Annotated in this window: 23 protein-coding genes; 12 read left to right on the top strand and 11 right to left on the bottom strand. The window is 48.6% G+C overall.

Annotated elements, in window-relative coordinates; all coding sequences use genetic code 11:
- Window positions 1–16: 16 nt before the first annotated feature.
- Window positions 17–2,398 (bottom strand): type I secretion C-terminal target domain-containing protein, encoded by a 2,382-nt coding sequence (locus G5S52_RS24370; protein WP_165016712.1) that lies wholly within the window; start codon window positions 2,396–2,398, stop codon window positions 17–19.
- Window positions 2,395–2,622 carry a hypothetical protein gene (locus G5S52_RS17350; protein WP_235956360.1) on the bottom strand — a complete coding sequence of 76 codons (228 nt, stop codon included), beginning with the start codon at window positions 2,620–2,622 and terminating at the stop codon, window positions 2,395–2,397. Before G5S52_RS17350 ends, G5S52_RS24370 begins: the two co-directional genes overlap by 4 nt.
- A 245-nt stretch (window positions 2,623–2,867) precedes the next feature.
- Between G5S52_RS17350 and rsmD the strand changes: the two genes are divergently transcribed.
- On the top strand, window positions 2,868–3,503 hold the full coding sequence (gene rsmD / locus G5S52_RS17345) for a 16S rRNA (guanine(966)-N(2))-methyltransferase RsmD (protein ID WP_165016710.1): 636 nt from the start codon (window positions 2,868–2,870) through the stop codon (window positions 3,501–3,503).
- Window positions 3,500–3,784: a DUF1145 domain-containing protein gene (locus G5S52_RS17340; protein WP_002535427.1), complete on the top strand. Its 285-nt coding sequence runs from the start codon at window positions 3,500–3,502 to the stop codon at window positions 3,782–3,784. Before rsmD ends, G5S52_RS17340 begins: the two co-directional genes overlap by 4 nt.
- 39 nt (window positions 3,785–3,823) lie before the next feature.
- Here G5S52_RS17340 and G5S52_RS17335 read toward each other — a convergent pair whose 3' ends face one another.
- The 4 genes from G5S52_RS17335 to G5S52_RS17320 form a co-directional block, all read right to left on the bottom strand.
- Window positions 3,824–4,000, bottom strand: coding sequence for a DUF2492 family protein (locus G5S52_RS17335; protein WP_235956372.1), 177 nt, complete (start codon window positions 3,998–4,000; stop codon window positions 3,824–3,826).
- A 166-nt stretch (window positions 4,001–4,166) separates the two neighbouring features.
- Window positions 4,167–4,478 (bottom strand): putative signal transducing protein, encoded by a 312-nt coding sequence (locus G5S52_RS17330; protein ID WP_165016707.1) that lies wholly within the window; start codon window positions 4,476–4,478, stop codon window positions 4,167–4,169.
- Between the two features lie 9 nt (window positions 4,479–4,487).
- Window positions 4,488–5,111, bottom strand: a complete 624-nt coding sequence (locus G5S52_RS17325) for a lysoplasmalogenase (protein ID WP_165016705.1) — start codon at window positions 5,109–5,111, stop codon at window positions 4,488–4,490.
- A 197-nt stretch (window positions 5,112–5,308) separates the two neighbouring features.
- A complete protein-coding gene (locus tag G5S52_RS17320; RefSeq protein WP_062666829.1) occupies window positions 5,309–5,671 on the bottom strand; it encodes a hypothetical protein in 363 nt (120 codons plus the stop codon).
- 213 nt (window positions 5,672–5,884) lie between these two features.
- Here G5S52_RS17320 and G5S52_RS17315 point away from each other — a divergent pair, with 213 nt between their 5' ends.
- Window positions 5,885–6,220: a DUF2500 domain-containing protein gene (locus tag G5S52_RS17315; protein ID WP_002535433.1), complete on the top strand. Its 336-nt coding sequence runs from the start codon at window positions 5,885–5,887 to the stop codon at window positions 6,218–6,220.
- 10 nt (window positions 6,221–6,230) lie between these two features.
- On the opposite strand, the gene G5S52_RS17310 is transcribed toward G5S52_RS17315, so the two are convergent.
- Complete coding sequence (locus G5S52_RS17310) at window positions 6,231–7,244, bottom strand: acyltransferase (protein ID WP_165016702.1); 1,014 nt, start codon at window positions 7,242–7,244, stop codon at window positions 6,231–6,233.
- Between the two features lie 224 nt (window positions 7,245–7,468).
- Here G5S52_RS17310 and G5S52_RS17305 point away from each other — a divergent pair, with 224 nt between their 5' ends.
- The 3 genes from G5S52_RS17305 (at window position 7,469) to G5S52_RS17295 (ending at window position 11,189) form a co-directional block, all read left to right on the top strand.
- Window positions 7,469–9,070, top strand: a complete 1,602-nt coding sequence (locus G5S52_RS17305; RefSeq protein WP_046303400.1) for an AbgT family transporter — start codon at window positions 7,469–7,471, stop codon at window positions 9,068–9,070.
- 174 nt (window positions 9,071–9,244) lie between these two features.
- On the top strand, window positions 9,245–10,255 hold the full coding sequence (locus tag G5S52_RS17300) for an alpha/beta fold hydrolase (protein ID WP_165016589.1): 1,011 nt from the start codon (window positions 9,245–9,247) through the stop codon (window positions 10,253–10,255).
- 133 nt (window positions 10,256–10,388) lie between these two features.
- Entirely contained in the window at window positions 10,389–11,189 is an 801-nt protein-coding gene (locus tag G5S52_RS17295; RefSeq protein WP_165016587.1) for a Cof-type HAD-IIB family hydrolase, read from the top strand.
- A 58-nt stretch (window positions 11,190–11,247) separates the two neighbouring features.
- On the opposite strand, the gene G5S52_RS17290 is transcribed toward G5S52_RS17295, so the two are convergent.
- A complete protein-coding gene (locus tag G5S52_RS17290; RefSeq protein ID WP_165016584.1) occupies window positions 11,248–11,715 on the bottom strand; it encodes an EVE domain-containing protein in 468 nt (155 codons plus the stop codon).
- A gap of 74 nt (window positions 11,716–11,789) precedes the next feature.
- Between G5S52_RS17290 and G5S52_RS17285 the strand changes: the two genes are divergently transcribed.
- The 5 genes from G5S52_RS17285 (at window position 11,790) to G5S52_RS17265 (ending at window position 17,262) form a co-directional block, all read left to right on the top strand.
- Complete coding sequence (locus G5S52_RS17285) at window positions 11,790–13,331, top strand: COG3650 family protein (protein ID WP_165016581.1); 1,542 nt, start codon at window positions 11,790–11,792, stop codon at window positions 13,329–13,331.
- Window positions 13,332–13,964 carry a tRNA-uridine aminocarboxypropyltransferase gene (locus tag G5S52_RS17280; protein ID WP_235956358.1) on the top strand — a complete coding sequence of 211 codons (633 nt, stop codon included), beginning with the start codon at window positions 13,332–13,334 and terminating at the stop codon, window positions 13,962–13,964.
- A gap of 70 nt (window positions 13,965–14,034) precedes the next feature.
- Window positions 14,035–15,477: a coniferyl aldehyde dehydrogenase gene (locus G5S52_RS17275; RefSeq protein ID WP_165016578.1), complete on the top strand. Its 1,443-nt coding sequence runs from the start codon at window positions 14,035–14,037 to the stop codon at window positions 15,475–15,477.
- Between the two features lie 117 nt (window positions 15,478–15,594).
- Window positions 15,595–16,674, top strand: a complete 1,080-nt coding sequence (locus G5S52_RS17270) for a serine hydrolase domain-containing protein (RefSeq protein ID WP_165016575.1) — start codon at window positions 15,595–15,597, stop codon at window positions 16,672–16,674.
- A 204-nt stretch (window positions 16,675–16,878) separates the two neighbouring features.
- Window positions 16,879–17,262 carry a MerR family transcriptional regulator gene (locus G5S52_RS17265; protein WP_165016572.1) on the top strand — a complete coding sequence of 128 codons (384 nt, stop codon included), beginning with the start codon at window positions 16,879–16,881 and terminating at the stop codon, window positions 17,260–17,262.
- 2 nt (window positions 17,263–17,264) lie between these two features.
- On the opposite strand, the gene G5S52_RS17260 is transcribed toward G5S52_RS17265, so the two are convergent.
- A complete protein-coding gene (locus tag G5S52_RS17260) occupies window positions 17,265–18,041 on the bottom strand; it encodes an SDR family NAD(P)-dependent oxidoreductase (protein WP_165016530.1) in 777 nt (258 codons plus the stop codon).
- Window positions 18,042–18,364: 323 nt separating this feature from the next.
- Window positions 18,365–20,434: an SEL1-like repeat protein gene (locus G5S52_RS17255; protein ID WP_165016527.1), complete on the bottom strand. Its 2,070-nt coding sequence runs from the start codon at window positions 20,432–20,434 to the stop codon at window positions 18,365–18,367.
- A gap of 38 nt (window positions 20,435–20,472) precedes the next feature.
- Between G5S52_RS17255 and G5S52_RS17250 the strand changes: the two genes are divergently transcribed.
- Window positions 20,473–20,886: an antitoxin Xre/MbcA/ParS toxin-binding domain-containing protein gene (locus tag G5S52_RS17250; protein WP_165016524.1), complete on the top strand. Its 414-nt coding sequence runs from the start codon at window positions 20,473–20,475 to the stop codon at window positions 20,884–20,886.
- Between the two features lie 1,189 nt (window positions 20,887–22,075).
- Here the strand turns inward: G5S52_RS17250 and G5S52_RS17245 are convergent.
- A complete protein-coding gene (locus G5S52_RS17245; RefSeq protein WP_165016521.1) occupies window positions 22,076–25,708 on the bottom strand; it encodes a DEAD/DEAH box helicase family protein in 3,633 nt (1,210 codons plus the stop codon).
- Between the last annotated feature and the right edge of the window lie 14 nt (window positions 25,709–25,722).

Here is a 25,722-nt window from a genome sequence, read left to right as displayed (position 1 = left end):
GAAGGTGTTTCTGATACTAACCATCGATATGGAGCTGAGATTGCAACACCATGGTATCCAGCAACATTTTACTGATTTCGCCATCAGTTTTCCCTGATGTATCAAGCGAGTAGGCGGCAGTCATGTCTGAGACGCTCAGGTTTTCAAACACAATTTGCTGATCAACATTGCCGTCACCTTCACTGGATATACTAAGCACCGCATTACCAGAGCCGTTGTCGATAAAAGAAAGGTAATCTTCGAGCGTCGCCTCGCTTTCGTTTTGCAGTAAGTCGGACAAATCCAATATGTCACTGCCCATATCAAAATCGGTGATACTGTCGACATTGACAGTGATCGTACCTTCCACGTCCGACTGAAGGAATTTGAAGGTATCTGAACCGTCCCCCCCAGTTAGCCTGTCGGTCCCAGAACCACCAACAATCAAGTCGCTGCCCAAACCGCCATCAAGAATGTCATCACCACCGCCACCAAAGATGGTTTCTTCTACAGATGTTCCCGTAAAGGTGTCATCAGTATCCAGTCCAGCAAAGGAAATAATAGGGTCGTCAATGATGCTGACGGTCACCGTGGAGCTCACTGACTCTGAGCCATTCGACAGGTTGTAAGTAAACACTTCTGATTCATTGTTACTGTCACTGGCTGATATCAATTGGAATTGGTATTCGCCTGCCCGGTGAACGCCATAGTCTTCGGTATACATGGTGAAGTCACCGTGATCCGTGTTAATCGTGATGATACCGTTTCCGTCTGCCGTGTATGTCGTAGCGTTCCAAACCACAGAATCAATCTGTGCATCACCCGTTACACCCAGATCATTGTCGAGCACATTCCCCACTCGATAGTGCAGATCCGCGCTATATTCAGAGCCATAAACCAGACTCGACTCATTGACTGATACGACATCCGCCACCGCAGTCATTGAGGTATCGTGGTTAATGGTGAGCACGGCAGTATCTGTGTCACCATCGTCATCACCCAAGGTGTAAGTGAAAAGCTCAGCGGCAAAGGGGCCGCTTCCTGTTGCGGATGACTGAAATGAATAGCTGCCATCAGGGTTGATGGTCAAGGTACCCAAAGATGCTGTAATTGTCGTGGGCCCTGAAACGAAGTAAGTCGCGCCATCATAGAGTACGGATGTCACCATCGCATCAGAGCTCGCCGTATCTGTGCCGCCGGAGTCACTGATAACATTGCCGTAAATCTCTCCCTGAGCCCCAACACTGTCAGTGTCGTCGTTGGCGGTAACGTTCTGATCAGTAACATTGAGTGTCACTTCCGTCCAGGTACCTCCATCGCCCAAGCGATAGTAGAAACTGTCTTGAATAGTTTCGGTGCTGGTATGGTCAAGTAATGGCGCTTCGTAGGTAAATGAGCCATCTGCATTGACTGTCACTTTCCCGCCAAGGGTGGTCATGAATACTGTCGCGCCGCTTACTGTAGCGGCATTTGAACCTGAACCGTCTGTAGCAACCTGTATCGACTGATTAGTGTCGCCAGTGTCATTCGACAGCAGCCCAGATGACGCATCGACCGTCAGGATATTTTCTTCGGTGATGGTGTAGCTATCAGCTACTTCTACGTAATCATCTGTCAGCGTAATACCGAAAGTTTTGAGAGAAACATTGCCTTGAGAATCAACAGCGCGAACTGTCACTGTCGGATTTGGATCGGTTTCATAATCTAACTTGGTGTTATCACGAATTGTCACCTGCCCCGTGCTGGCGTTGATTTGAAAAGCTCCGTTGTAGTCGTCAGTGAGCGAGTAAGAGACCGAATCCTGACTTGTAGATTTGGAAATCACATAATTATTCCAGCTACTTTCATAATGAAGACCGCTCGCCACATTGGAAGTTTGTCCCTCATAGGTAACTGTCGCCCAAACGTCAGTATTGTTTGAGATAGTCTGGTTGTAGTTGGAATGGTGGGCATATACCGTTCCCCCCGATGCAACCACAGAGGAGATCAGGGTGCCACCAAGATAGAAATCCACGGTTGCGCCAGCAGGAATCCCGTTCGCATGAATCCCCGTCACATGGCTGCCACCATGCCCATGCCATCTGACTTCCGTGTTATCGATCCAGGAACCTATACCTTCGGGATCGGCATAGGCTGTTAACCCAACTGATGTGCCGTTCGCAGCACTTTCGCTGACAGTATTGGAGCTTCCATTGTTATCGGTGACAGCGCCGATACCAGAACCATCTGTTTCAGCGGTCACATCAATCGTGTATTGCTGGGAAACTGAAGTGCCATCTGCAGACGTTGCAGTCACTTCAATAGTCACTTCAGGCTCAGTCGAAGCATTGAGCAGGTTGTGGTTTGCCACATAAACCTGACCCGTAGATGAATTGATGCTAAATGCTCCACCATGACTATCACTCAAGCTATACGTCACTGCACCTTCGCTTCAGCTTCTGCCGCCAAACGGGCTTGTTCTTCCGCCTGCGCTTTCGCTTCAGCTTCTGCCGCTAAACGGGCTTCTTCTTCCGCTTGCGCCTTCGCTTCTGCATCCGCCGCTAAGCGCGCTTCTTCTGCGGCTTTTTGCTGAGCATCTTGTTCGTCATTTTTTCGGCCGAAACCCAGCCAGGACATAAATCCGCGTTTCTTTTTTTCTGCCATTGGCAAATCCTAAAGCTTGATTGGTACAATCGGCGCGATAACAGCGAGCTGATCTAAAACTGTGAACACTGCGCCTAAGTCAATGCAGTGTGGTAACGGCGGGTAAATGCATACCTTTTCTCGACGCAGCAACCCCGGCGAAAGTGGCCAAAGCCCTTACGTCGCTAACTGAATAAGATTGGGGAAAATGCAGAGCCATTACCGAACGCGTATAGTCTAACACCTTCTTAGCGGTCAAAAAATCTATGGTACGACGTAACCCTAAAAACCCTGCGAACCGAAACACCGGTCGCGGTAATGCTTCAGCAGCAAATGCAGGAGGCGGATCGGGATTTGTCCGCATCATCGCCGGCAAGTGGCGTGGTCGCAAATTGCCAGTAAAAAACGTGGAAGGCCTGCGCCCCACGACAGATCGCGTGAAAGAAACAGTCTTTAACTGGCTGGCCGCGGATCTGTACGAAGCGCGCTGTCTGGATGTGTTCGCCGGCAGTGGCGGTTTGGGGCTGGAAGCCTTGTCCCGTCAAGCAGAGCAAGTGACACTGCTGGAGCTGGACAAAGGCGCAGCGACCCAAATCAGTCAGAATCTCAATACGCTGAGAGCGGATAACGCGACGGTACACAATACTGATGCATTGTCGTATCTCTCCAATAAAGGGCAGCCATTTGATGTGGTTTTCATTGACCCGCCGTTTCGTAAAGACCTGCTGAGTGACGTTATCAGCAAACTTGAGCAGAACGGGTGGTTAAGCCACAACGCGCTGATTTACATTGAGGCGGAAAAAGAACTGGGACAACCGGTTGTGCCGACTCATTGGGACATGATTAAGGAAAAACATGCCGGACAAGTCAGTTTCCGGCTGTATCAAAGAGAGGAAAAATGAAAGCACTCATCCTGTTAGCAAAAGCGGCCATCGGCTTTGTCTGGTTTGTTCTGTTCGCCAATATCGTACATCCGTTTCCGGGTGTGGCAGCGATGGCGCTATACATCATGACCGCTTTCCTGTTCTGTATGCACGGCCTGCAAATGCTGATCTTCATCGGTGCCTTCGGCGACAAGATCAACATGACGAAATGGGAGAAGTGGTCGATCCTATTTTTCGGGATCTTTGCCCTGCTCGATATCCGCCGTAAGTACATGGTTGGCGACAACGTGAAAGAATAAGATGAAAAAGGCCTCAGATGAGGCCTTTTTCACGTCAGTTCACCACATATCAGTGATTACAGATCCGCGCTTCGTTGACCGAAATCGCACCCATGTCTTCAAAGATTTTTTGCGACGGCGCAGAAACTCCAGCACTTCGCTGAATGAAAGCCCTTGTTGGCTGCAGGTATGAAAACGCGCACTCGCGCCCCATTGACCATCGACCCAATGAGTCAGCGCCTGTTCGGACATTGGCTGTTGCTTGAGATGATTCAGGATCTCATGAACATGAATTGATGCAGGCATGTTGGTTCCACGCTATTAGAAGTTGCGCATATAGAAACACAGCCTCAGGCGGCAATTCTTGATATAGAGCAAAGCTTAATCAGCTTTCAATCAGTACTCAGCGCTCACTGCGTGGTGTGCTGCACTGCCAGCAAATCTCAAAGCTGCCGACATTTTCCTCGCCACAGGCGTGACAAAACCAGACTTGCTCGGCCTGCGCTTCGTAGTCATTGAGGGCCTGGCGTGCTTGTTGCTCGCGCATGTCATCCACCCAAAGCGTCACTGCAATAGCATCAGAAGGGAGCTCACCGGTCGCACTGGAAAGGGATTCTCCTTTCAACACCACCTCAATGCCTATGCTTTCCAGCATGCCTTTAAGGCTGTGCGCCTCAAGTGAATTGCTCGCACTATACACCTGAACCCAAGACATTTTTACCTCCTACGACAATATGGAGAGCGTGATCAGCCCTTGCGCGCAAAAGTAAGTGCTCATGATGAGCAGCACTGAGGTTTTGAAAGGGCCTTTGAAACGGTCAAACGCCAATACAGTGTCAGACACCATAAACAGCAATGCACCACCGAAAGCATGTGCCGCGACCTGCGTTTGGGCATTCATCCAGAATTCGCCAGCGCCCCAGGCCATTTGGGCAATCACCGCTATGTATACCCCAACAGGAATGAGCAAAGGGCCAAGATTGGGAAGAAGAAGCAGGAAGACGATGACGCTCGCGGCGCCAATCAAAGAAGGCAGCCACCAGACCATTGGGCCTTCAAACTGCTGCCAGAAAGCGACGCTGTAGAGAATGTGCGCCACCAGAAAACTCAATAAGCCCGGAATAAACCGATCTTTCGGCAACATCAGGAAAATATCGCCGACCAGCGAGAAGGCCAGCCCGGCAAGGATCAGGTAGGTATAGCTGTTCGCCTCACCGCCCATCATGCCAATCAACATCATCAAGGCGATCGTCAGGGGCTTGAACAGATAAAACTGCCATTGAGGCCCTTTATACGCTGCATTGATGTGTAGTAGGCCTGAAAAGCAGACGGCAACCCAACTCAACATGATTTATTCCCTTAAATTGCGAGCCAACCAAGTCTAGAGATGCAGGATTTATTGTCCACCGCACACGTCTCAGAAAGCGAACAAGGCATCAAAAGCACTTTTATACCCGCAACAAGGGTAAGTGTTTACATATAACTTTCAGTCTCGATTAAAAGAAAAAGGCACGGAAAACCGTGCCTTAGTCAATCATGCTGCCGTTACTGCCCGACGATATGTCGCCAGTTTTCGATATAAAACCAGACCGCTCCCGCCGTCACGGCGAAGATCAGGAACAGGGCAATTCGCCAGATGGTGCGGCTGCTGCGTGGCAGCAATTCTTTCTCGCACTGCTTACATGCACTCATGAATCCGCGCATGTCATCCACTTCATAGCCATCTTCATGTACGGCTTTGTTGCGGATGGTGGCAATGAAGCGAAGCTTGGCAATCACATCATGTGGAAGCCGTTCCTGACAGCTGCTCACCAATTCATGCAATCCACGACCTTCTGCGTGGTAGTGTTCTTTGAGGAGCCGTTCCAGACGCCGACTCTGTCTCACGACAATGGCAATTTCATCCATGCAGGCCTCCTTCTTTTATGTAGTGCACCTCATATCATTAGCTTACGTCATAACACTAAAAGTGAGAATGCACTTTAACTTTGTTTACATTAGCGCCAATGCTGAGCAGGATAAGTGGAGTGGATCACGAAATTTCTGCTCATCAGGTTTGCTAAAAGGGTCTGTGAAGTAGACTCATTGCCGACCGATAATGGCCGGATAAAGGAGAACACCGTGCCGATTTCTGTGATATTGCTCGTAGGCGCCCTCGCGGTGATCGCTGGTGTTTACTTCGTACTGACCATGCAAAAGCACATGCTGGGCCAAGGGGCGGAAGAGCGTTCTATTGATATCCGTATTCTCGACAAGCAATCTGTCGCCATTCCCGACCCGCAGCAGCATGAAGATCCAGAAGAGTACTGGATCTATGTCGAACCGATGGAAGGCGGACCAAAACGGGAATTTCAGGTGGGTATTCACTACTACCATGCCCTACAACCCGGTGATTGTGGCACCCTGACCTATCGCGGCGCTGAATTTATCCACTTTGCCAAGCTACAGCGCCACTAAAGCCTTCGTCTTATGGCACCAGCCATGACGTAAAACGCGACTTCGACAATCCCACACTGGCCACGTAAGACAACACGAACACGGCCAGTGTCACCAAGGGGATGGTCAGCCATGTCATTCCCGGCGTGAACGCCAACTCCCTCACAGGCCAGAGAAAGATGGGATGCACCAGATAAATCCCCAGCGAATGACGGCTAACCGCCGTGACTTTTCGCTGCATAGGCTCAGATACCCGCTCCGCCCAATGTTGGCACAACCCGAATACCATCGCAGCAATCAATACCGTGTTCAGGGTTTTATAGGAAAACCATCCCGCACTTGTGTATCGGCCATTTGAGACACTTTCAGAAATGGCAGTGTACTCGGTTGCTACCAGCGCCGAGATACCGATAAACAGCAGCCACTTCAACGGCAGTTTGCTTTGGTGCAACACATAACCCAGCATCAAATAGCCTCCATAAAGCACCAAGTCTTCCACCAGCCCCAGCAATATACCGGCAAGCCGCGCTGCACTCAGGACGAACCAAGCCCCCAACAACGCATAAAAGAGCCCGGGATCATCCCGTTGGGCAACAGGACGCAATATCGGCACTAAGAGGTAAAGCGGAATAAAGTAATAGAAAAAACCCAAGTGATAGTAAGTTTCTTCGGTTGGAAAGGAGGCTAACCGCTGTACAGTTTCCGTCCAATTTACATTTTGTAACGAAATCCCGGCCAATACCGCGTAAAAAACCGACCATGCAACAAACGGCACGAACACTTTCATAACCCGTCGACGGACAAAGTATCCCGGCGAAAATGGACGGGTGTCTGAAAGTAATAATGCACCAGTGATCATAATAAAAACCGGGACAGCCCAGCGACTTGCGCCATTAATAGCTATCGCTGAAACCCAGTCACCTTGCGGGATTTCGCCCATCAGGTAGCGATAAGGCCCCAACACATGAATGGCGATCACCGCCACCGCGGCGACCACCCGCAACAGCTCAATATAAAAGACTTTTTTCTGGGTTTGGCAGCTCAAACTTTATGTTCTCTCTTCATGTTCCATTTCCACACTAACCGTCGGTGACATTTCCATCAATCCGAATATAAAACAAACAATATTAACCACCATTTATTAATTTATTGTTAATTTTTATGCCTGCAAAAGTCATTATTGATAGCATCAAGTATTGCAAAATGACATTTTTATGACCTAGGATGCTTTTTCAATTAAATGGACCGTTGTATGACATGGAGGATCTGATGCAGTCATCAGCTTCGCAACAACAATCTGGCGGGAAGCCGAACAAGTCGTTTTTTTCCCGTTTTCTCGATACCGTCGAATTCCTCGGTAACCTTCTTCCTCACCCGGTAACCCTGTTTGCCATTCTGTGTGTGATCATTTTCTTTGCATCGGGTATCGCCGGCTATTTTGGCCTTTCCGTCGCTGACCCTCGTCCGGAAGGTGCAGCAGGCAGAGCTGCCGATGGCATGATTTACGTCAACAGCCTGCTGAACGCTGAAGGCGTGCAACTTATCGTCACCAACCTGGTGAAAAACTTCACCGGCTTTGCGCCACTGGGTACCGTGCTGGTTGCCATGATGGGTGTGGCGGTTGCTGAGCACTCAGGCCTGCTGTCTGCCACCATGCGTTCTATGGTGATGGGCGCATCACGCCGTATGGTCACCCTGACCGTGGTATTCGCAGGTATCATCTCTAACACCGCTTCTGAGCTGGGCTATGTGGTACTGATCCCACTGGCAGCGATGATCTTCCACTCACTGGGTCGTCACCCACTGGCGGGTCTGGCTGCAGCATTTGCGGGCGTATCCGGCGGCTATTCAGCGAACCTGCTGCTGGGTACGGTTGACCCACTGCTGTCAGGCATCACTGAAACCTCGGCGCAGATGATTGACCCAACTTACACGGTTGGCCCTGAAGCAAACTGGTACTTCATGTTTGCCTCCACCTTCCTCATCACCATTCTGGGTGCCTTGGTGACAGAGAAAATCGTTGAGCCGAAGCTGGGCAAATACGACCAATCGATGGCAGCGGAAGATTTCGAAGCCAAAGAAGCGGGCAAAGTGACTGCGATTGAGAAGCGCGGTATGCGTAACGCAGGTATCGCTGCACTCGCAGTATCAGCCGTGCTGGCGCTGACCATCGTGCCTGAGTGGGGCATCCTGCGTCACCCGGAAACCGGTGAAGTGGCAGGTTCTCCGTTCCTGAAAGGTATCGTGGCCTTCATTCTGGTGTTCTTTGCGATTCCTGGTTTTGTTTACGGTAAGACTGTCGGTACCATGAAGAACGACCGTGACGTGATTGATGCGATGGCGAAATCCATCAGCGCCATGGGTCTGTACATCGTACTGGTGTTCTTTGCGGCGCAATTCGTTGCTCTGTTCAAGTGGACTAACTTCGGTCAGGTGATTGCGGTCGGTGGTGCAGACTTCTTGCAAAGCATCGGTCTGACAGGCCCAATGCTGTTCTTCGCCTTCATCATTATGTGCGGCATCATCAACCTGACCCTGGGTTCAGCGTCAGCGCAATGGGCAGTTACCGCGCCAATCTTCGTCCCTATGCTGATGCTGGTTGGCTACGCGCCGGAGACCATTCAGGCGGCTTACCGTATCGGTGATTCAGTGACCAACCTTATCACTCCAATGATGAGTTACTTCGGTCTGATTCTGGCAGTCGCAGCGCGATATAAGCGCGACCTGGGTATCGGCACCCTGATTGCCACCATGCTGCCATACACACTGGTGTTCCTTGCGGGCTGGAGCGTGTTCTTCTACCTGTGGGTATTTGTGGCAGGCTTCCCAGTCGGTCCAGGCGCTGAGACCTATTTCAACTTCCAACAGTAAGTGTGAAACTCTCCTCCCTAAACAGCCGGTCTTGACCGGCTGTTTTTCTTTTACGTTATGCGTGACGTTTCACCCCCTGATAGAATCCTTTAATAACCTGAGTGAAAACGCCATAAACTCGGGTCTGTTTGCCATTAAGTGATATGCTAATAAGAAAACAACGCCGGATTCCACATGCCAATTGAACACCCTTTTTTATTTTCCCGCGAGGATGCGCTAACCGAGACCATGGAAAAGGTGATTGCCCCGTTCTGGGCGAACCGTCAGCACGGTGAATTCGTCGGCCACGATGGCCTGCGTTTGAACTGGTGCGCCTTTACCAAGCCCGAGCACACCCGCGCGATTGTGGTGGTCAATGGCCGTATTGAAGGTGTGGCGAAGTATCAGGAAATTTTCTTCGACCTTTTTAACCAAGGGTTTGATGTCTACAGCTATGACCATCGCGGTCAGGGTTACAGCCAGCGTCTGGTGACAGGTTCAGATATTGGTCATGTGGTGGACTTCGACCATTACGTCGACGACCTCGATACCTTTATCAATGAAGTCGTCACCACCAAAACCCACAGCCAGCGCATGATCCTCGCCCACTCCATGGGTGGCGCTATTTCTGTGCTTTATGCTGCGCGTAAACCCAATGCCATTGATGCGATTGCGCTCAGCGCACCCATGCTCGGTATTAATCTGTCGCGCCCTCTGCAAATGGCTGCCAAGCCGCTGTGTAAAGTGCTGTCTAAACTCCAGCATCCTACGGGCTTTGCTCCGGGTCAGGTGCCGTATTGGGCAAAGCCTTTCAAGCACAACCTGCTGACGCAATCTGAAGCGCGCTATCAGTGGTTCCGTGAACTGTATGAAAGTGACGAGACACTTAAAGTGGGCGGCCCGAGCGCACAGTGGATATGGCAAAGCATGGATGCCTGCGAGCGCGCAGTGAAGACCGCCACCGACATCGATATGCCCATCCTGCTGATGCAAGCCGCACGTGATGAGATTGTCTGCAATGGCGTGATGTTCCAATTCCACCGTGAGCGTCAGGCAGCCGGTCTGCCGATTCAGTTCGAAATTCTGGCCGACTCCCGCCATGAACTCCTGTTCGAACGTGATGCTATCCGCGATAAATCACTGACATTGGCTCTGACATTTTTCGACTCACTCAGTGAAGAAACCGAGCTAGAACAAACCGCATAAGCCTATCTAAATTTCCGGTCAGCTTTTTCCTAAAGCGGAAAAATTGACCGGCATTTTGATCCCTTTTATTTCCCCTTTTTCTGGATACACTGGAGAGGTGTTTAAAAACATCTTCTCTCCTATTGAGGTATCCATGTACAAAATCGTTGCATCTGATCTCGACGGCACCCTGCTTACTCCTGAACATACCATCGCTCCTTTTACCCGCGATGTACTTCAGCGCCTTCACGCAAAAGGTGAACACTTTGTGTTCGCCACTGGCCGTCACCACATCGATGTGGCACACATTCGCAAAGGTGTGGGTATTCCAGCCTGCATGATCACCTCTAACGGTGCCCGCGTGCATGACGAAAACGATCAACTGATCTTCAGTCGTAACGTCGATCCAGCACTGGTTGCTCAACTGATAGAAATGGTGAAAGACGACGAAACCGTGACGATTCACATCTACCGCGAAAATGACTGGTTGCTGAACCGCGTTGATGAAGATCTGGCGAAATACCACAAAGATTCAGGTTTCAGCTTCAAAGAGTTCGATGTGGAAAATCCGCCAGTTGATGACGTGGCAAAAATCTTCTTCATCCGCCACGACCACGATTACCTGATGGGTTACGAACAAAAATTCATCGAAACCTTCGGTGACAAAGTCAGCGTGGCGTTTTCAACCCCATTCTGTCTGGAAGTGATGGCATCTGGCGTGTCGAAAGGTGAAGCACTGAAAGCAGTAGCAGAAATCAAAGGTTTCAGCCTGAACGAGTGCATCGCGTTTGGTGATGGTATGAATGACGTGGAAATGCTGAGTGCTGCGAAGAAAGGCCTCATCATGGAAACGGCACACCCGCGCGTGAAAGCGACCTTGCCGGACAATGAAGTGATTGGCAGCAACGCCGAAGAAGCGGTTGCCCGTTATCTGGAAACTCATCTACTGGGCTAACAACGCCGCTAAGTAGATAGCCAAACGGCAGCGCTCCCCCTCGCTGCCGTTTTCTTATCTAACGCTTAAACCCGCCTTCCGACATCGCGATAATTTCATCCCACTGCGCTTCAGTCACCGGCATGATACTCAGGCGGCTTCCCTTTTTTGCCAGTGGCAATTCTTCCAGTGCCGGATTCGCTTTGATGCGAGCCAAAGAGACATATTTCAGATGTTGGCGGTATTCCACATCCACCATGATCCAACGGGGATTGTCCGGTGAGCTCTTGGGATCAAAATAGGCGCTTTCCGGGTCAAACTGGAAATGATCCGGATAAGCTTCTTTCACCACTTCGGCGATACCCACCACACCCACATCCTTGCAAGACGAGTGGTAGATAAACACTTTATCGCCAAGCTTCATCCCATCACGCATCATGTTTCGTGCCTGATAATTTCGCACACCTTCCCAGCAAGAGACCTTTTGTTGTTTTAAGGTGTCTATAGAAAAGGTATCGGGCTCGGTTTTCATCAGCCAATACGCCATAATTTCCCCGTTTCAGCTTTTGGTTTTTCCAAAGTTGTACCCCGTTGGGCTTTGAATGAGAAGAGGAATCTCCGTTGATTATCCAAAAACGCCGCCTTTCCCACGTGCTGGGTCTGCTCTCCGCTGCCGCCTTGCTTTCTGCCTGCAGCCAAACACCATCAGGCCCGGTCGAACTCGGTAACTCTGACGATTTAAACCCGCAGCAGGAGATTGCCAAAGTGGCAGGAATTCAACCCCAGCGCTTTATGCTGCGTGGTGAAGTCACCCTCGGCCATGAGGTCCGCGCCATCACACCTTGTGGCAGCAACACTCAATACTGGCTGCAACTGCCGGACTTGCTCAATAAAGAAGGTCAGGCGCTGACCATGGAGCCTTACCAAAGTGTGTATGGCGAAGTGATTGGCGAATTCGTAAAACCCGCGATGGATGGCTTTGCAGCAGACTATCCGGCAACGTTCAAGGTGACTCAACTGAACCTGATGTCGGCAGAAATCGATGGCTGCAACCAAGCGCGAAACCGCACCATGGCGTCCGGCAATGAGCCATTCTGGTCAGTGTCTTTAGAAGGTAATACGCTCAATTACCAACAACTCGGTTTTGAAGCGGAGACATTCACCCTAACCGGCCGAGATATTTCTCCCGCAGCCCGAATCTATCAGGCCAATGGCGCGACCCTCACGCTTCGTCCAGAACTTTGCAATGACACCATGAGCGACAGCATTTACGGCTGGCGTTCAACCTTCACCAAAGGCAACAAAACCCTGACGGGCTGCGCGACACTCTCGGCGGACGACCCGACGCTCGGATGGGTCGGCGATTATCAGGGCATGACCAACCTCGGCGGCCAGTCACTCACCACCACCTTAGTGCTCAATCCCGACCACACGGCCACAACCCGCTATGAGCAGGCAGGCGAAGATGCGGTTGTGGAAACCGGTATCTGGCAACAGGTCAGCGATAGCAAGGTTCAGGTGATGATGACCCGCCATCAGGGACAATATCTGCTCAGTGAGCGCCTTTTCACCCGCAGCGGCTTTACCCTGAAAGCCGAAAAGGAAATCATCAACGGCCGCGAATACAGCCTGGGACCGGAGGGACTCGCGCTCTCTTTGATGGTCGGCAACCAGCAGCCAGTCATTTCCGTTGGTGTGGAAGGCTCTGCCAACTTCAACGAGAAAGTTGACGCGGCTTTTAAGGCATATCTTGGCGAGGAAGGTGTTAAGCAGGCGGCGGGCACCCGCTATCGCTGGCTGACACAGGATCTCAACGGTGACCTGCAGGATGAGCTGATGATATTCACCGACTGGTGTGGCACAGGCGGCTGTACCCTTTTGGTGTTTAACAATGACAGCAATGTCTGGCGCTTCAACAGCCGCATCACGCTGGTTCACCTGCCGTTTCAAATGAGCCAATCCACCAGCAACGGCTGGCACGATCTCATCATGCCGGTTGGCGGTGGCGGGGCAAAAGCCTCTTCCCGCGTGCTGGAATTTAATGGCAAACGCTATCCGGGCAACCCTTCAGTGGCGCCGGAAGTACTGTTGCCAGACAGCGCCGATCCTTACCTTTTCGCTGACGGCATTTATCCTCAGCAAGAAGGTGTTGAGCTGAAATAAATGGAAAAGGTATCCCGAATGGCAGAAAAGCCAACGTCCTGCCCATCTTGCGGCTTTCACTACAACTGCCTGTGCGAGGCCGTGCCAAAGCTCGATAGCCAAGTGCGTATCGAGCTATTGATGCACGAAACAGAAACCGGACGCGCTACTAACACAGGTCAGCTGCTGGAAAATGCGCTGCCGTATTGCAGGCGCCACGTCTGGCAACGCAAAACGCCGCCACTGGAATTACTCACACTGCTTGCCGACCCGGCTGCGCAGCCGTATCTGGTATTTCCCGGTGAAGGGGCTGTTGCGCTCGAAAAAGCAGTCAGCCGACCGACGTCCAAACCGGAAGCCAAGCCGATTCACTTCATCATTATCGATGCGACCTGGCAGCAGGCGCGGAAGATGCTGCGCCAAAGCCCATGGCTTGAAGATGTGCCTATGGTGACACTGCCTGAAGGGCTCAGTACCCGCTACGCCCTGCGCCGCAATCAGCCCGAAGGTTCCCTTTGTACCTGCGAGGTCGGGATGGTGTTGATGGAGGCCATGGGAGAAACCGAGAACGCGGTGGCAGTAGGCCAATACTTCGATAGATTTATGCAAGTATTTGAAGCGGATAGACAACATCAATCGTTACAAAAGCTGTGATAGAGAAACTTGCGCAGAACCTGGTCAGACCTTAATGTTAAGTAAGTAATTTGATATTAAGGATGCTCTGATGACTGTGGTTTCGATGACAACTGGTATCCCTGCTGAGCAGCAGATCAGCGAACTGGAATCGCAATTTGCCAAACTGGTCGCTAAGACCACCCAAGATCCCGATCCCGCTTACGCAGAGCGCATTCGGGATTTGAAGCATCTTCAAAAGGCTTTGAAAAAGCACGCTGACACCATCGTCGATGCCCTGTCTCAGGATTACGGGCATCGTAGCCGCACTGATTCACTGATGGCAGACATCCTTCCCTGCTTCCAAATGCTGCATTACACCAAGCGCAAGCTGAAACGCTGGATGAGACCATCGCGCCGCTCCGCGGGATTGCTCCTGACGCCTGCCAAAGTTGAAGTGCACTATCAGCCGCTTGGCGTGGTCGGCATTATCGTACCGTGGAACTTCCCCATCACTCTGAGCCTCATTCCACTGATGACAGCAATTGCCGCGGGAAACCGAGTGATGCTCAAGATGAGTGAGTTCACGCCTCTGACTGCACAGGCCGTTAAAGCCATGCTGGCCGAAGTATTTGATGACGATAAAGTCTGCGTCGTGGAAGGCGATGTCTCAGTGGCAGAAGCCTTCACCAGGCTTCCGTTTGATCACCTGATGTTCACCGGCTCGACCGAAGTCGGCAAGAAAGTGATGAAAGCGGCATCTGAAAACCTGACGCCTGTGACATTGGAACTTGGCGGCAAATCTCCGGTGATTGTCGGGCCGGACATCGACCCCATGCTCGCAGCCGAGCGTATGCTGTTTGGTAAGAACCTCAATGCCGGGCAAATCTGCGTCGCGCCGGATCATGTGTTTGTGCACGAAGACAATCTGGAAGAGTTTGTCGAAGCGCTGCGTGTGAAGTGGAATGAAGCCTATCCCAAAGGCATTCAAAGTGATGACCGCACCGCCATCGTGACTGAGCGTCAGTTCTCACGTCTGACAAGTTTGATGGAAGACACCGACAAGCGCGGCATTACCACCATCCCACTGGCTGACCCGGCGATCTTGCCTGAAACGCGGAAAATGGCGCTTCATCTGGTGATCAACCCACCGAAAGACAGCGCCATCATGCAGCAGGAAATTTTCGGTCCACTACTACCAATCATTACCTATCAAGATGTGCATGATGTGCTTAATGCACTTCGCCACCAACCTCGTCCATTAGCGCTGTACCTGATGACGCTCGATCAGAACTTCATCCAGCACACCATTAGGCATACCCATTCAGGCTCTATCGCTGTGAATGACACCATTATGCAGGTTGCGGTGGATGACACACCGTTCGGCGGCATTGGCGCCTCAGGTATGGGGCATTATCACGGCATTGAAGGCTTCCGCACTTTCAGTCACGCCAAAACCGTGTTCCAGCGTGGCAAGCTGAATCCTGGAAAGCTGATGGCACCGCCGTATGGTAAGTGGTGGCAGAAAGTGATGTTTAAGTTCTTTCTGCGCTAGCGAAATACCGTACCGTTGGTGATGTGCTTCGAACGGGAAACACATCACCATTGTGCGAGCATTCCTTTACACTACCTTATTAGCTGAGTATTACAGCGATACAAGGGCACAGCCGGAATGACTCCTGACGGAAGAAATAAACTGGATTCCACTACCGCCGAGTTTGCTGCAATCTTTCAGCATCGTGATGCGTTTTTAGGAGATGCCGCTACCTTTTCAGCAGACTCATCAATACTGTCGTTGAAAGAATCCCCCTCACCAAGATCCTTACCCATCGGTTCTATCACTAAGCTCTTTACCCTTGTCGGTATATTGATTCTGTCTCATCAAAAAAAGCTGGTGTTAACCAATCCTGTCTGCGCCTATTTTGAAGATGATGACCGCTACCCGCTCCCCCCAGACGCGACGATATTAGATGTTTTATCTCACCGGGTTTCATTCGGGGACTACGTCAAAGAGAGCTATGACGCAGGCAAAAACCTATCAATGCTAACGAAGAAAGATATTGAAACCCATATTCAACTGAAAACCGGAGTGGAAGTGCTCGAAAAGCCTGTGTACTCAAACTCTTGCTATTTTCTTCTCGGGTTACTTATCGAGCGCGTCGCTGAAATGCCGTGGGAAGCCTTTACTCAAACCTTTATTTTCGACCCGGCGGTGATGAAAACCGCCCGCTTTACGACCGAGGCCTGTGGTCATGAATATGGCGAAGAAGGATATGTCGAACAAACGGAGCTTCTCCTCAATATCGCTTTCAGCGCGGGGGCTATCTGCTGCTCGGCGTCGGACCTATTGAGATTTGTCAAGGCGTTGCGAAAAGACGTTTTCTTTCCGCTACCGATGCTAACCCGCCTACTGAAATCAAGCTCACTCAGCGCTCACGTTGATAACGACGAGGAAAAGGGGACATACTTTATAGATGGCAACGTACCAGGCATAGAAGCCTCCCTTATTTTCACATCAGATTTCACGCAAGCCGCTGCTGCTATCTCTCAATACGACACAGGGCAAGTCGACAAGCTTGCCACGTGCCTGTTATCTGGGAAGCCTCTGTCTGCCCAATTCAAATGCGATAAGGCAACATTTAGCCTTCAACTAGCAACGGGTGAATACCATTATCAGAGGAAGATAGAAAAGAGCTACTCAAGTATCTTCCTGAGGACAGCCTTGATTTCTTCTGCACCATCACACTGGTAGAAAGCGGAGGTGCATTTAGTGTTAGATACGGTGATGGCTCTGAAAGTCTGCTTATTTTTAATGATTCCATCGGGTTTAAGGATCGCCATCGACCCATTAGATTTAAACGGTACATCCAAGACGGAGCTTTACATATGAACTACAAAGAATGCATAGGTTTAAAGCTACAGCAGTATTGACGACTGGAAACTCAAAAGGCTCTATATGTACATTGGTGAACTATCAAAAAAAACTGGCGTCAGCATTAAAGCCATCCGCCATTATGAAGAAATTGGTCTTATCAAATCGCCCCAGCGAAAAGAGAAATACCGGATTTACGATAACTCTTACCTTGATGTGCTTACGATGATCCAGTTGGCTAAACGGCTTGGGTTTACACTCAGTGAACTAAAAAATATTGCTCAGGCAAAAACCGAAAAGGGGCTGGTGCCGATGGATTTACTGACGCAGAAAATCACCGAGAAGCGACAGCTATTGCTCCAACAGCAGGAAACCATTGCGCAGAAGCTGGCAGGCCTGATCGAACTGGAGCAAAGCGTTGCCCATTACAACGCCTGTTTGCTCGAATCACTGGTCGATGAAAGCTAGGTTTACGCATTTCTCATGGCTTGATAATACATATTAAGTACCTTGTTTCTTGGCAAGATCCGATTGAGAAACACGTAAATTTTATTGCCTAGAAAAGGAATTTCGCGAACTTTCCCGGCAAATAATGCCTTTAACGCCAATGTAGCCACACCATCAGGGCTTGCTCTGAATTTCTTCGAAAACACGCCCGCCTCTGAGGCTTTGTCTTCACTACCTTCAAAATTAAAGAAACGCGTATCTGTGCGGCCGGGAGACAGGCAAGTGACCTGAACATTCTTGGGTTTGAGTTCCATCGCCAACGCTTCGGAAAAACTCGCAACATACGCTTTACTGGCAGCATAAGCGGCAAGAAATGGCTGGGGTTGATAAGCGGCGGTGGACGCAACGTTTAAGATATGTCCGGATTCTTGCCGAACCATTCTGCCCGCAAAATACTGCGTCAGGTTTGTCATGGCGGTGACATTAAGGTGGAGCATGGCTTCAATGTCTGCGTCATTTAGAGACAAATGCTCACCATAGAGACCAAATCCGGCATTGTTTATTGCAACATCGATATTGGCAGGGTAGTCGCATAGCTGTTGGATAAGCCCCCGCAATTCTTCGGGGTAACTCAAATCCGCCTGAAGAGTCAGCACAACGTTTGGCAGGTCTTCCTTTAGCGTGGCAAGAACAGCTTCGTTTCGTCCATGCAGAATGAGCGAGTAGCCCTGAGCTGAAAGTTGCTTGGCGAAAGCCAGACCAATACCCGATGTTGCACCACTAATAAATGCTGTTTTCACGTCGTAAACCTCTTTGCTTTGATGATTGAGGTTTTACGATAAGGTCTACCCTATAGGGGAGAGTCAAACACATTGATTAAAATAAATTTTCCCCTATCGTCCACCACCAAGCTACTGGTTTTCTCTATGTGGCAGGCGTCGGGTCAAATTGCCTCTTACATGTGCACAAATAACTTCTAGATGGCAGTCAAGGCAGAACGAAAAAACGCGCCGAATATGAAGGAGCGTTTTTTTTATGAACTCATCAATAAAGCTTTGTGTAGTGACAATAAAGTTTGCCCGTAAGGATAGAATGAGACAATAAAGTTTGCCCACAGGACTCACTATGGCGAACAGACCTTAAGGCTTGGGGCTACCAACGAGAAATTACTCGCCATCAAGTTTTGCACCTTATCCTTATCCCCCAACTTGCCTGCTTCTGCGAAATAGGTTGCAGACTTCAATGCACTTGGTTCTACAAAAACACCTTTTGCAAACCATTGGCCCAAGGTCACATTAGCTTGCCAGTCTCCTTTTGAAGCCAACTCCTGCAGAGCTTCTACTAACTTTTGACTTTTATCTGAATCGACTAAGCCCAAGCCATCTAGGTACTCAATGTTTTTGAGCGCCGAATCAGACCCTGTCATTGCGGCGAGGTAAGTAGGATGAATACTCTCTGTCACCTTTCCCTGCTTTCTCATGAACACACCTAAGTTGTTTAAGGCACAAGGATTTTTATGGTTTGCTGCTTTACGAAGTTTCGCCTCTCCCTTAACAGGATCATATTTATTGGTACTCTCATCAAAATAAAGTGTTGAAAGATAAAAATTTCCCGCATGAAAACCATCATCGGCTGCTTGTGTGAGAAGTTCTTCAGCACGCTCCAGATCCACTTCAACACCATCCCCAGCCAGATACATTCGTCCTAGCATCAATAAAGCATATGTCTCCCCAGCAGAAGCAGCTAATTCGTATAGTCGCAGAGCCTCCCTATTATCTTCTTCAACTCCTTCGCCAAAATCGTACATGTTGCCCAAGAAAGCCTGTGCTTCAGAGTTGCCTTGTTCCGCGGCTTGTCTGTACCATGAGGCTGCAGTTTCAACGTCTTTCCTCACTCCAATACCATTGTCGTAAAAGACACCAACACTAAGTTGAGCTTCTGGAAGTCCATTTTCAGCAGCCTTTAAATACCAAGACAGAGCAAGGTCTTCACTCTTTTCAACTCCCTGCCCATGTCTATAAATCAAACCAAGATAATATTGAGATATTCGATCTCCCTTTTGAGCAGCCTTACGGAAGTAGGCGACCGCAAAAGAGTCGTTTTTATCTACCCCTTTTCCGAAGTAATATATATTCCCCAGTGCAGTAAAAGCATCTATGTGTCCTTTTTCAGCCGCTTTCTTGTACCACTCTATAGCTTTCTGAACATCAGCATCTGTCCAAAATCCATTTTCATACATAGTGCCTAAGTGATACTGCCCAGACTCATCACCTTTGGAGGCTGCTTCGCGATACCAACGAAACGCTTCTTCATAGTCCACATCAGTAACTTCGCCAACTTCATACATGACTCCAAGGTCAGTCATCGCGGGGGGGTAGCCTTGTTTTGCGGCTTTTAAGTACCAAGCCATAGCCGTTAGGTTGTCTTCAGGGACCACTTCACCAAGATCGTATACTATCCCCAAGTTATATTGAGCAAGTGGTAGCCCTTTTGACGCAGCTTGCAAATACCATTTTTTAGCTTCCGTACGGTTTATCTGAACTCCAATACCATTGTCGTACATAAAACCCAGTTGATTTTCGGCAAGGCCTAATCCCATAAAGGCTGCCTTTTCAGTTAACTTGAAAGCTCTCAGCTGATCTTGTGGAACACCAATACCGTCACCTAGAAGATATGCAGCCCAGTACATAGCTAATGGTTCAGTATTATCTTTTTCCAACAATGAGGAGAGTGTGTTGAACGATTTTTCTCCCCAATAACTAGCTTTAGTCAATAAACCAACCCCGGTCTTGCTCTGCGAAATTAGGCGTGCCAATGCAGCCCCAGCGTAGGGGTTACCCATGTTTGCCGACTTTAAATAAGAATTGTATGCAGCCTCATAGTTTGATTGTATAAAGTCGTTTTTATACCCATCCAAGTAATTAGTCTCTTCGGCAAAGTTTACGACAGGAACATCAGGCCATAGACCGCTAACCAACCCATTTATTGCATCTAGAAACTGCTGACCGCCAACAACCAACGCAAATACAAATAAAACAGCAGCCCCAATGGGATGGCTACCCACTCTGCGTTTTAGCTTCTCGAATATGTTCTCTTGATTCGTAACCATTTGCGGTTCGTCACTTGAACTCATCGTTTTATCCCCTAGCAAACGGCGCTCATTGTTTTTATTGTTAAGTGAATAACGAAACATCACCTGCTCAAGTTCTAGACAACTGAGGTAAAAGTCAAATGTATCATTCAGCGCTTCACAAGTTAGGCTTTGAAGAGAGCCTGTCGGTTGTTCAAGAGTTGACTGTAATTAGAGACGGGATCGAAAGAGCTTATCTTTACAAGTCATCCGATATAACTGGTATTGCTTTCGAAGAGCTCGCGACCTTGCTTGACTTACAGTACGGGGAGTTCAAAGCTATTGTGACTCCCGTTAAATTGACTCCTCGAGAAACTGAGCATCTCCTAGCGATCGTGGATCTATATGCCTATTGCCAAGAAGTATTTGGAAATGATCAGCTAGCCCGATACTGGCTCAAAGAGGTCATCCCGGCACTGGATAATACTCAGCCAATCACTTGGCTAGATACTTTTGTAGGCATTGAAATGATTCGGGAATTACTGAAAAAGGTAGAGCATGGAGAGTTCTGTTAGATACTCAATCAATGCACTAAAATCTTGCTTTAAAGGTAAATAGCGAGAGCTTTGCTCAAAACTATCTATCTAAGTAAATCAAACGATTCTTTAAGAGTTCGTCGCAAAAATTCAGGGGTTTAGATGATAAATGACTAGGCTCTAATCGGCGGGATATTATGGGTTTGGCTGGACAGGAATCTATGATCATCCATCGTGTACATTTAGAGCAATTATACTGATTACTCTTCAATAGCATCTCTTTTTGAGCCTGCCCCCTGCTTATGCGAAACCAATGCGCTTTTATCTCTGCCCTCTGTTTCAGAAACTCACCAAATTGCATGGGATACTCGGTTTTGTACCTATGATACTCGGAGTGAAGATACCTATCTGAGATCGGCTTTCTTCGCCCATCTTTGTAGTAAAAATCCAGGTACCCCTTACCTAGATAGTTATCTCCTCGCCATTTTGACGCCCACATATAAAAGTCGAACAACAAACATGGCATCACATGAAATGCTTCTGCTAACGTTTCAGGTGTCTTAGGTTCATTGATATCTGAGTACACACCACTAAGACGCGGAAATTTCCCCGAGATAGCAGATATGGCCAATCTAGCTGCCTCTTTCTTACCTGTTGGCTGCAGCGCCAAAAGTGGTTTTCGGTGTAGACCACACTCAAAGTGAAATAGCCAACTCGATTTGAAATAACCAAATCCATGCGTTTTTATCGATTCTTGGATGCATTGTTCGCAAAAACGGATAGGGTATTTTCCCTTATTGCGACTAAAACGGAGGCTTCCAGAAAAAACAAAGTCAACTAACTCCAAAAAGACCATTGGGTTATCAAACCAGTCAGCTGTTTTTAATCCAACTCCCGAGCGCCTTAGGAATCTCAACAAATCGCCATCATCGAACCGAGTTTTGGGTATAGAGAATTTCTCAGTGAAGCTAGGAATCGAAACCCAGCTACCGTCATTTGCGATCAAAGAAGAGAAGTCAGACACGCCTACTACTAGAAGATAGCGGAATATCCAGCTATGGAGTGACTCATCTTGGAGGTAGTCCAGCTCTATTTTTTCAACTAATTCATTATTCTAACATGCGCATACCATAATGATTTTTAAGAACAAAATAGTCTCAACTTTGCAGTTCAAGAAAAATAACCAAATGACACAACTCTTCGTAACTGACTAGTGGGCGATCAGAACCTAAGCACTCTGACTTTCTTCAACCACCGCATTTGCATTTACTTTGCGGATAACACCAAACAGCTCTACAACGGTGCCTTCATCAAAGAAGCCATAGGCACTCTCGCCGTGGTTGTCGGTGAAAGGAGGTTCGAATAGTTGCGACATATCTAAGATGCCGTTGTTGACTAGGTAGTCGATGACTTGGTTAACAAACTGAATTTGCTCAGCGCTGTAAGACTCTTTATCAAGGAAGCTGCTGAATGCCTCCTTCGCGGCATTCAAATCCAAACCAACCAGCTCACGAATGAATGTTCCTAGCGGCTTTTCTCGCAAGATTTTTTCACGGTAGGCCTTTACGTCAACCATACCACTCGCATCTAACAGCAAGCCTTCTAGAACGTCTAAATCAGCTTGTGTGATGGGCTTATTACGCTTTAACTTTTGGATGGTTAGCTGGTCTTGGTGATCTTGAATATATAACTCGACCTTCTTACGGTACTGGGTTAAATCAACACTTGGATTACTGTAAACCGGCGTAACATCGTGTATACCCTGAACTTCATCTTTGAAATTGGTGTAAACCTTTTCTTTCTGCTCCTTATCCAGAGCAAACATTAAGTTCCGCAACCGGCGGCGCATGTCTTCGAGCGTAACCAGATGAATGTCCTGCCAAAACTCTTGCGTCTGTATATCTTGAATGAGTTGAAGCTGAGCCTGCACCGCAGGAATGGTCGATTTCGCTTCTAGCTGCTCGGCAAACTCTATCACTCTTGTACGGCTGGATTCTGGCAGCATGCCTTTCTCTAACAATGCTAACTGCATGGAGAGCACCAAGTTATCAAAGCGATAAGACATGTGGTTGAGCTGTTCATCAGCGTTAAACGCTTCAGCTTCACTTGGTAGTGCGGATATATGGCTCTCTAACTCAGTAAACTTCGCGTCGTCGATATCGTCCCAGTACTCTCGCTCTAAGAAAGGCTCTACCGCCTTTCGCTTGGGTCTGACGATAAAGTTGTCGAGATTCATGCCAGCAACAAGGTGGTGCAACATATCAAGCTGGTAACGGTTTAATTCGGCATAACGCTCGCAGTCTTCCGGGTTTCGCTCGCGAAATACTTCATCACTCAACTTACTCTTGATCACTGTGCTGAGTAACACACGTTTCTCAAACACTTGCTGAGTGACAGGTTTCACCACACTGGTAGGTAAGCCTTCAGGGTTGGCATCGAAATATTCAAAGTTCTGACAGTAGTCGAATACCTTGAAGGTCTCTTTGTCGTCGTCAGGTCCAAACAGCTTTTCACACAAACGGGTACCACGGCCAATCATCTGCGTGAACTTCACTTTGGAGCGGACGACTTTGAAGAACACCAGGTTAACCACTTCAGGTACATCAATCCCCGTATCGAGCATATCTACTGAAATGGCGATTCGACAGGTCGGGTTTTTAGGGTCAAAGTCCTTACGTTCATTTTCATCACCAGAGAACTCATCAATCAGGCTCTGGGCATACGTTTCTTTGAAGGTAATGACGCGTGCGAGCTTGCCTGCCCACTTCGGATAGTTCTTGTTAAACATCTTCTCGAGGAAAACGGCATGGTCATTATTCGCAGCGAAGATGATGGTTTTACCAATCACATCACCACCTTCAACATGGATACCTCCGTTTTCATCTTTACTCATTAACTGAGCAAACATCTTTTCAGCGGTATCCTCATTGAACAGAAACTTGTTTACCTCTGACGGCAAGACTTCATCACGATCTTCTAATTCCGCCTTGTTTTCCCACTCTTCCTGCTCTTCCTCTGAAAGGTCTTTGTACTTCACACCCTCACGGAGGAATTTAGTGGCGACAGAGATTTTGGTCGGCGGAACAAGATAACCTTCAGAATAAGCACTTTCGTCTTCATAGGCGTAGGTTGGCATTCCCTTCTGCAGGTCAAAAATGCCGTAAGTATCTTTTTCAACCTCATCTTTGGGTGTAGCCGTAAGACCAACCAAGAAACCGTCGAAGTATTCAAATATCTGGCGATACTTTGAGTACACCGAACGGTGCGCTTCATCCACCACGATTAAGTCAAAATGACCAACACCAAACGGACGTTCATGAGCTGCACGGTCCAGTAAGTTCTTCATGGTTGGATACGTCGAAAAGTATAAACGGCTATTAATGCTGTCTTTGCTTTGACTTGAGTCGAGAATTGAACAACTGACTCGTGGAAGCTCTTTAACGAAGTTCTTTTTTGCCTGAGTCAGCAGCGCATTACGGTCGGCAAGGAATAGTACATTCTTCACCCAGTCATTTTTCACTAACAAATCGACAAGGCTTATAACGGTACGGGTTTTACCAGTACCCGTTGCCATTACAAACAGTCCTTTACGCTCATGCTCTAATTCAAAATCTTGAAGTAGCTTGGTGATTGCCGATTTCTGGTAATGGCGGTTGGTAATGTTGTTATTAATGACAAGGTTGCTTCCTGGATTGCCGTTTTCAAAGAAAGGTTTACGTTCTTTGCGGCGCCTGATCATCAGTTCCAGTTCGTCTTTGTTGTAGAAGCCCTGAACTTGACGAGGAGGGTAAAAATAGTCGTCCCAAAGGTAGGTTTCATAGCCGTTGCTGTAGAAGATTACAGGGCGTACACCACATTGCTTTTCTAAACAGTCTGCATAGAGTTTTGCTTGTTGCTGGCCATCTTCAGCGCGGCGGTGAGCACGCTTGGCTTCTACAACCGCCAATGCTGTACCGTCATCGCCCCACAATACGTAATCAACAAAGCCGTTACCGTTTGGATTCGCCTGTGAGATTGGCATACCCGATACGGGATACTCCCGGTCACGTTTATGCTCAAGTTTCCAACCGGCCTCATCCAGCAAGACATCAATCAGATAGGTGCGCGTTTCTTCTTCGTTGTAATCGTGGGTATCGTCGACACTCTCAGCGTTTTGTTTGGCCTGCTCGATTTTCTCCAGCAAAGCCTGATTCTCAGCTCTCAGCGCTTCATTATCTTTCAGCTGTTGCAGGTAGATATCACGGTCAGCTTTGTCACTCTCTTCCAGCTGCTTTTCAAGCTCTTTGACCCTTTTAATACTGCTGAGTGCTTTTGTCGCCACTTCAGCACTTATCACTACATGCTGAGGGATCAGTGCTTCATCAAAGGGCTGAACGACGAAGTTACTGCGATCGAACTCTCTATTGCCAAAATCAGGGGTGTAGGTGCGGATAAACCAATACAGGACATGATGCAGTTCTTTGACTGCTTGTAATGCATCACGCTGCGGCAGTGTCGTCTTACTGTGAACTGCCTCATTACCAACTTGGATAACCAATTTGAGCTTAGGGAAAAGGTTTGTCGTCAGGTTTTGCTTAAAGCCCTTGTCATGAATCAGCGACATTAAGGTCGCATCATGCCGAGGGCGTGAGATCCACTTATCAATGTCAAATACGGTTTCAACCATTAGCTCCAAGGCATTACGGGCATAAAAGCCCGCAATACGCGGATCAGTTTTGATATGGCTTTCAGCACTTATTGCACGAGTTTGAATCTCAGCACAACGCATGGAATACACATCACTGCCACCATGAAGGGCAACGTCCATAAACCCAAAATTAGTGCCTTCAGCGCGAGGTGAAGAATTAGCCGTATCTGACATTGAATTTCCTTTTT

Origin of the sequence: Grimontia sedimenti (genome assembly GCF_011045095.1) — a bacterium.
Taxonomy (GTDB): domain Bacteria; phylum Pseudomonadota; class Gammaproteobacteria; order Enterobacterales; family Vibrionaceae; genus Enterovibrio; species Enterovibrio sedimenti.
This window is presented reverse-complemented; position numbering and strand designations above follow the sequence as displayed.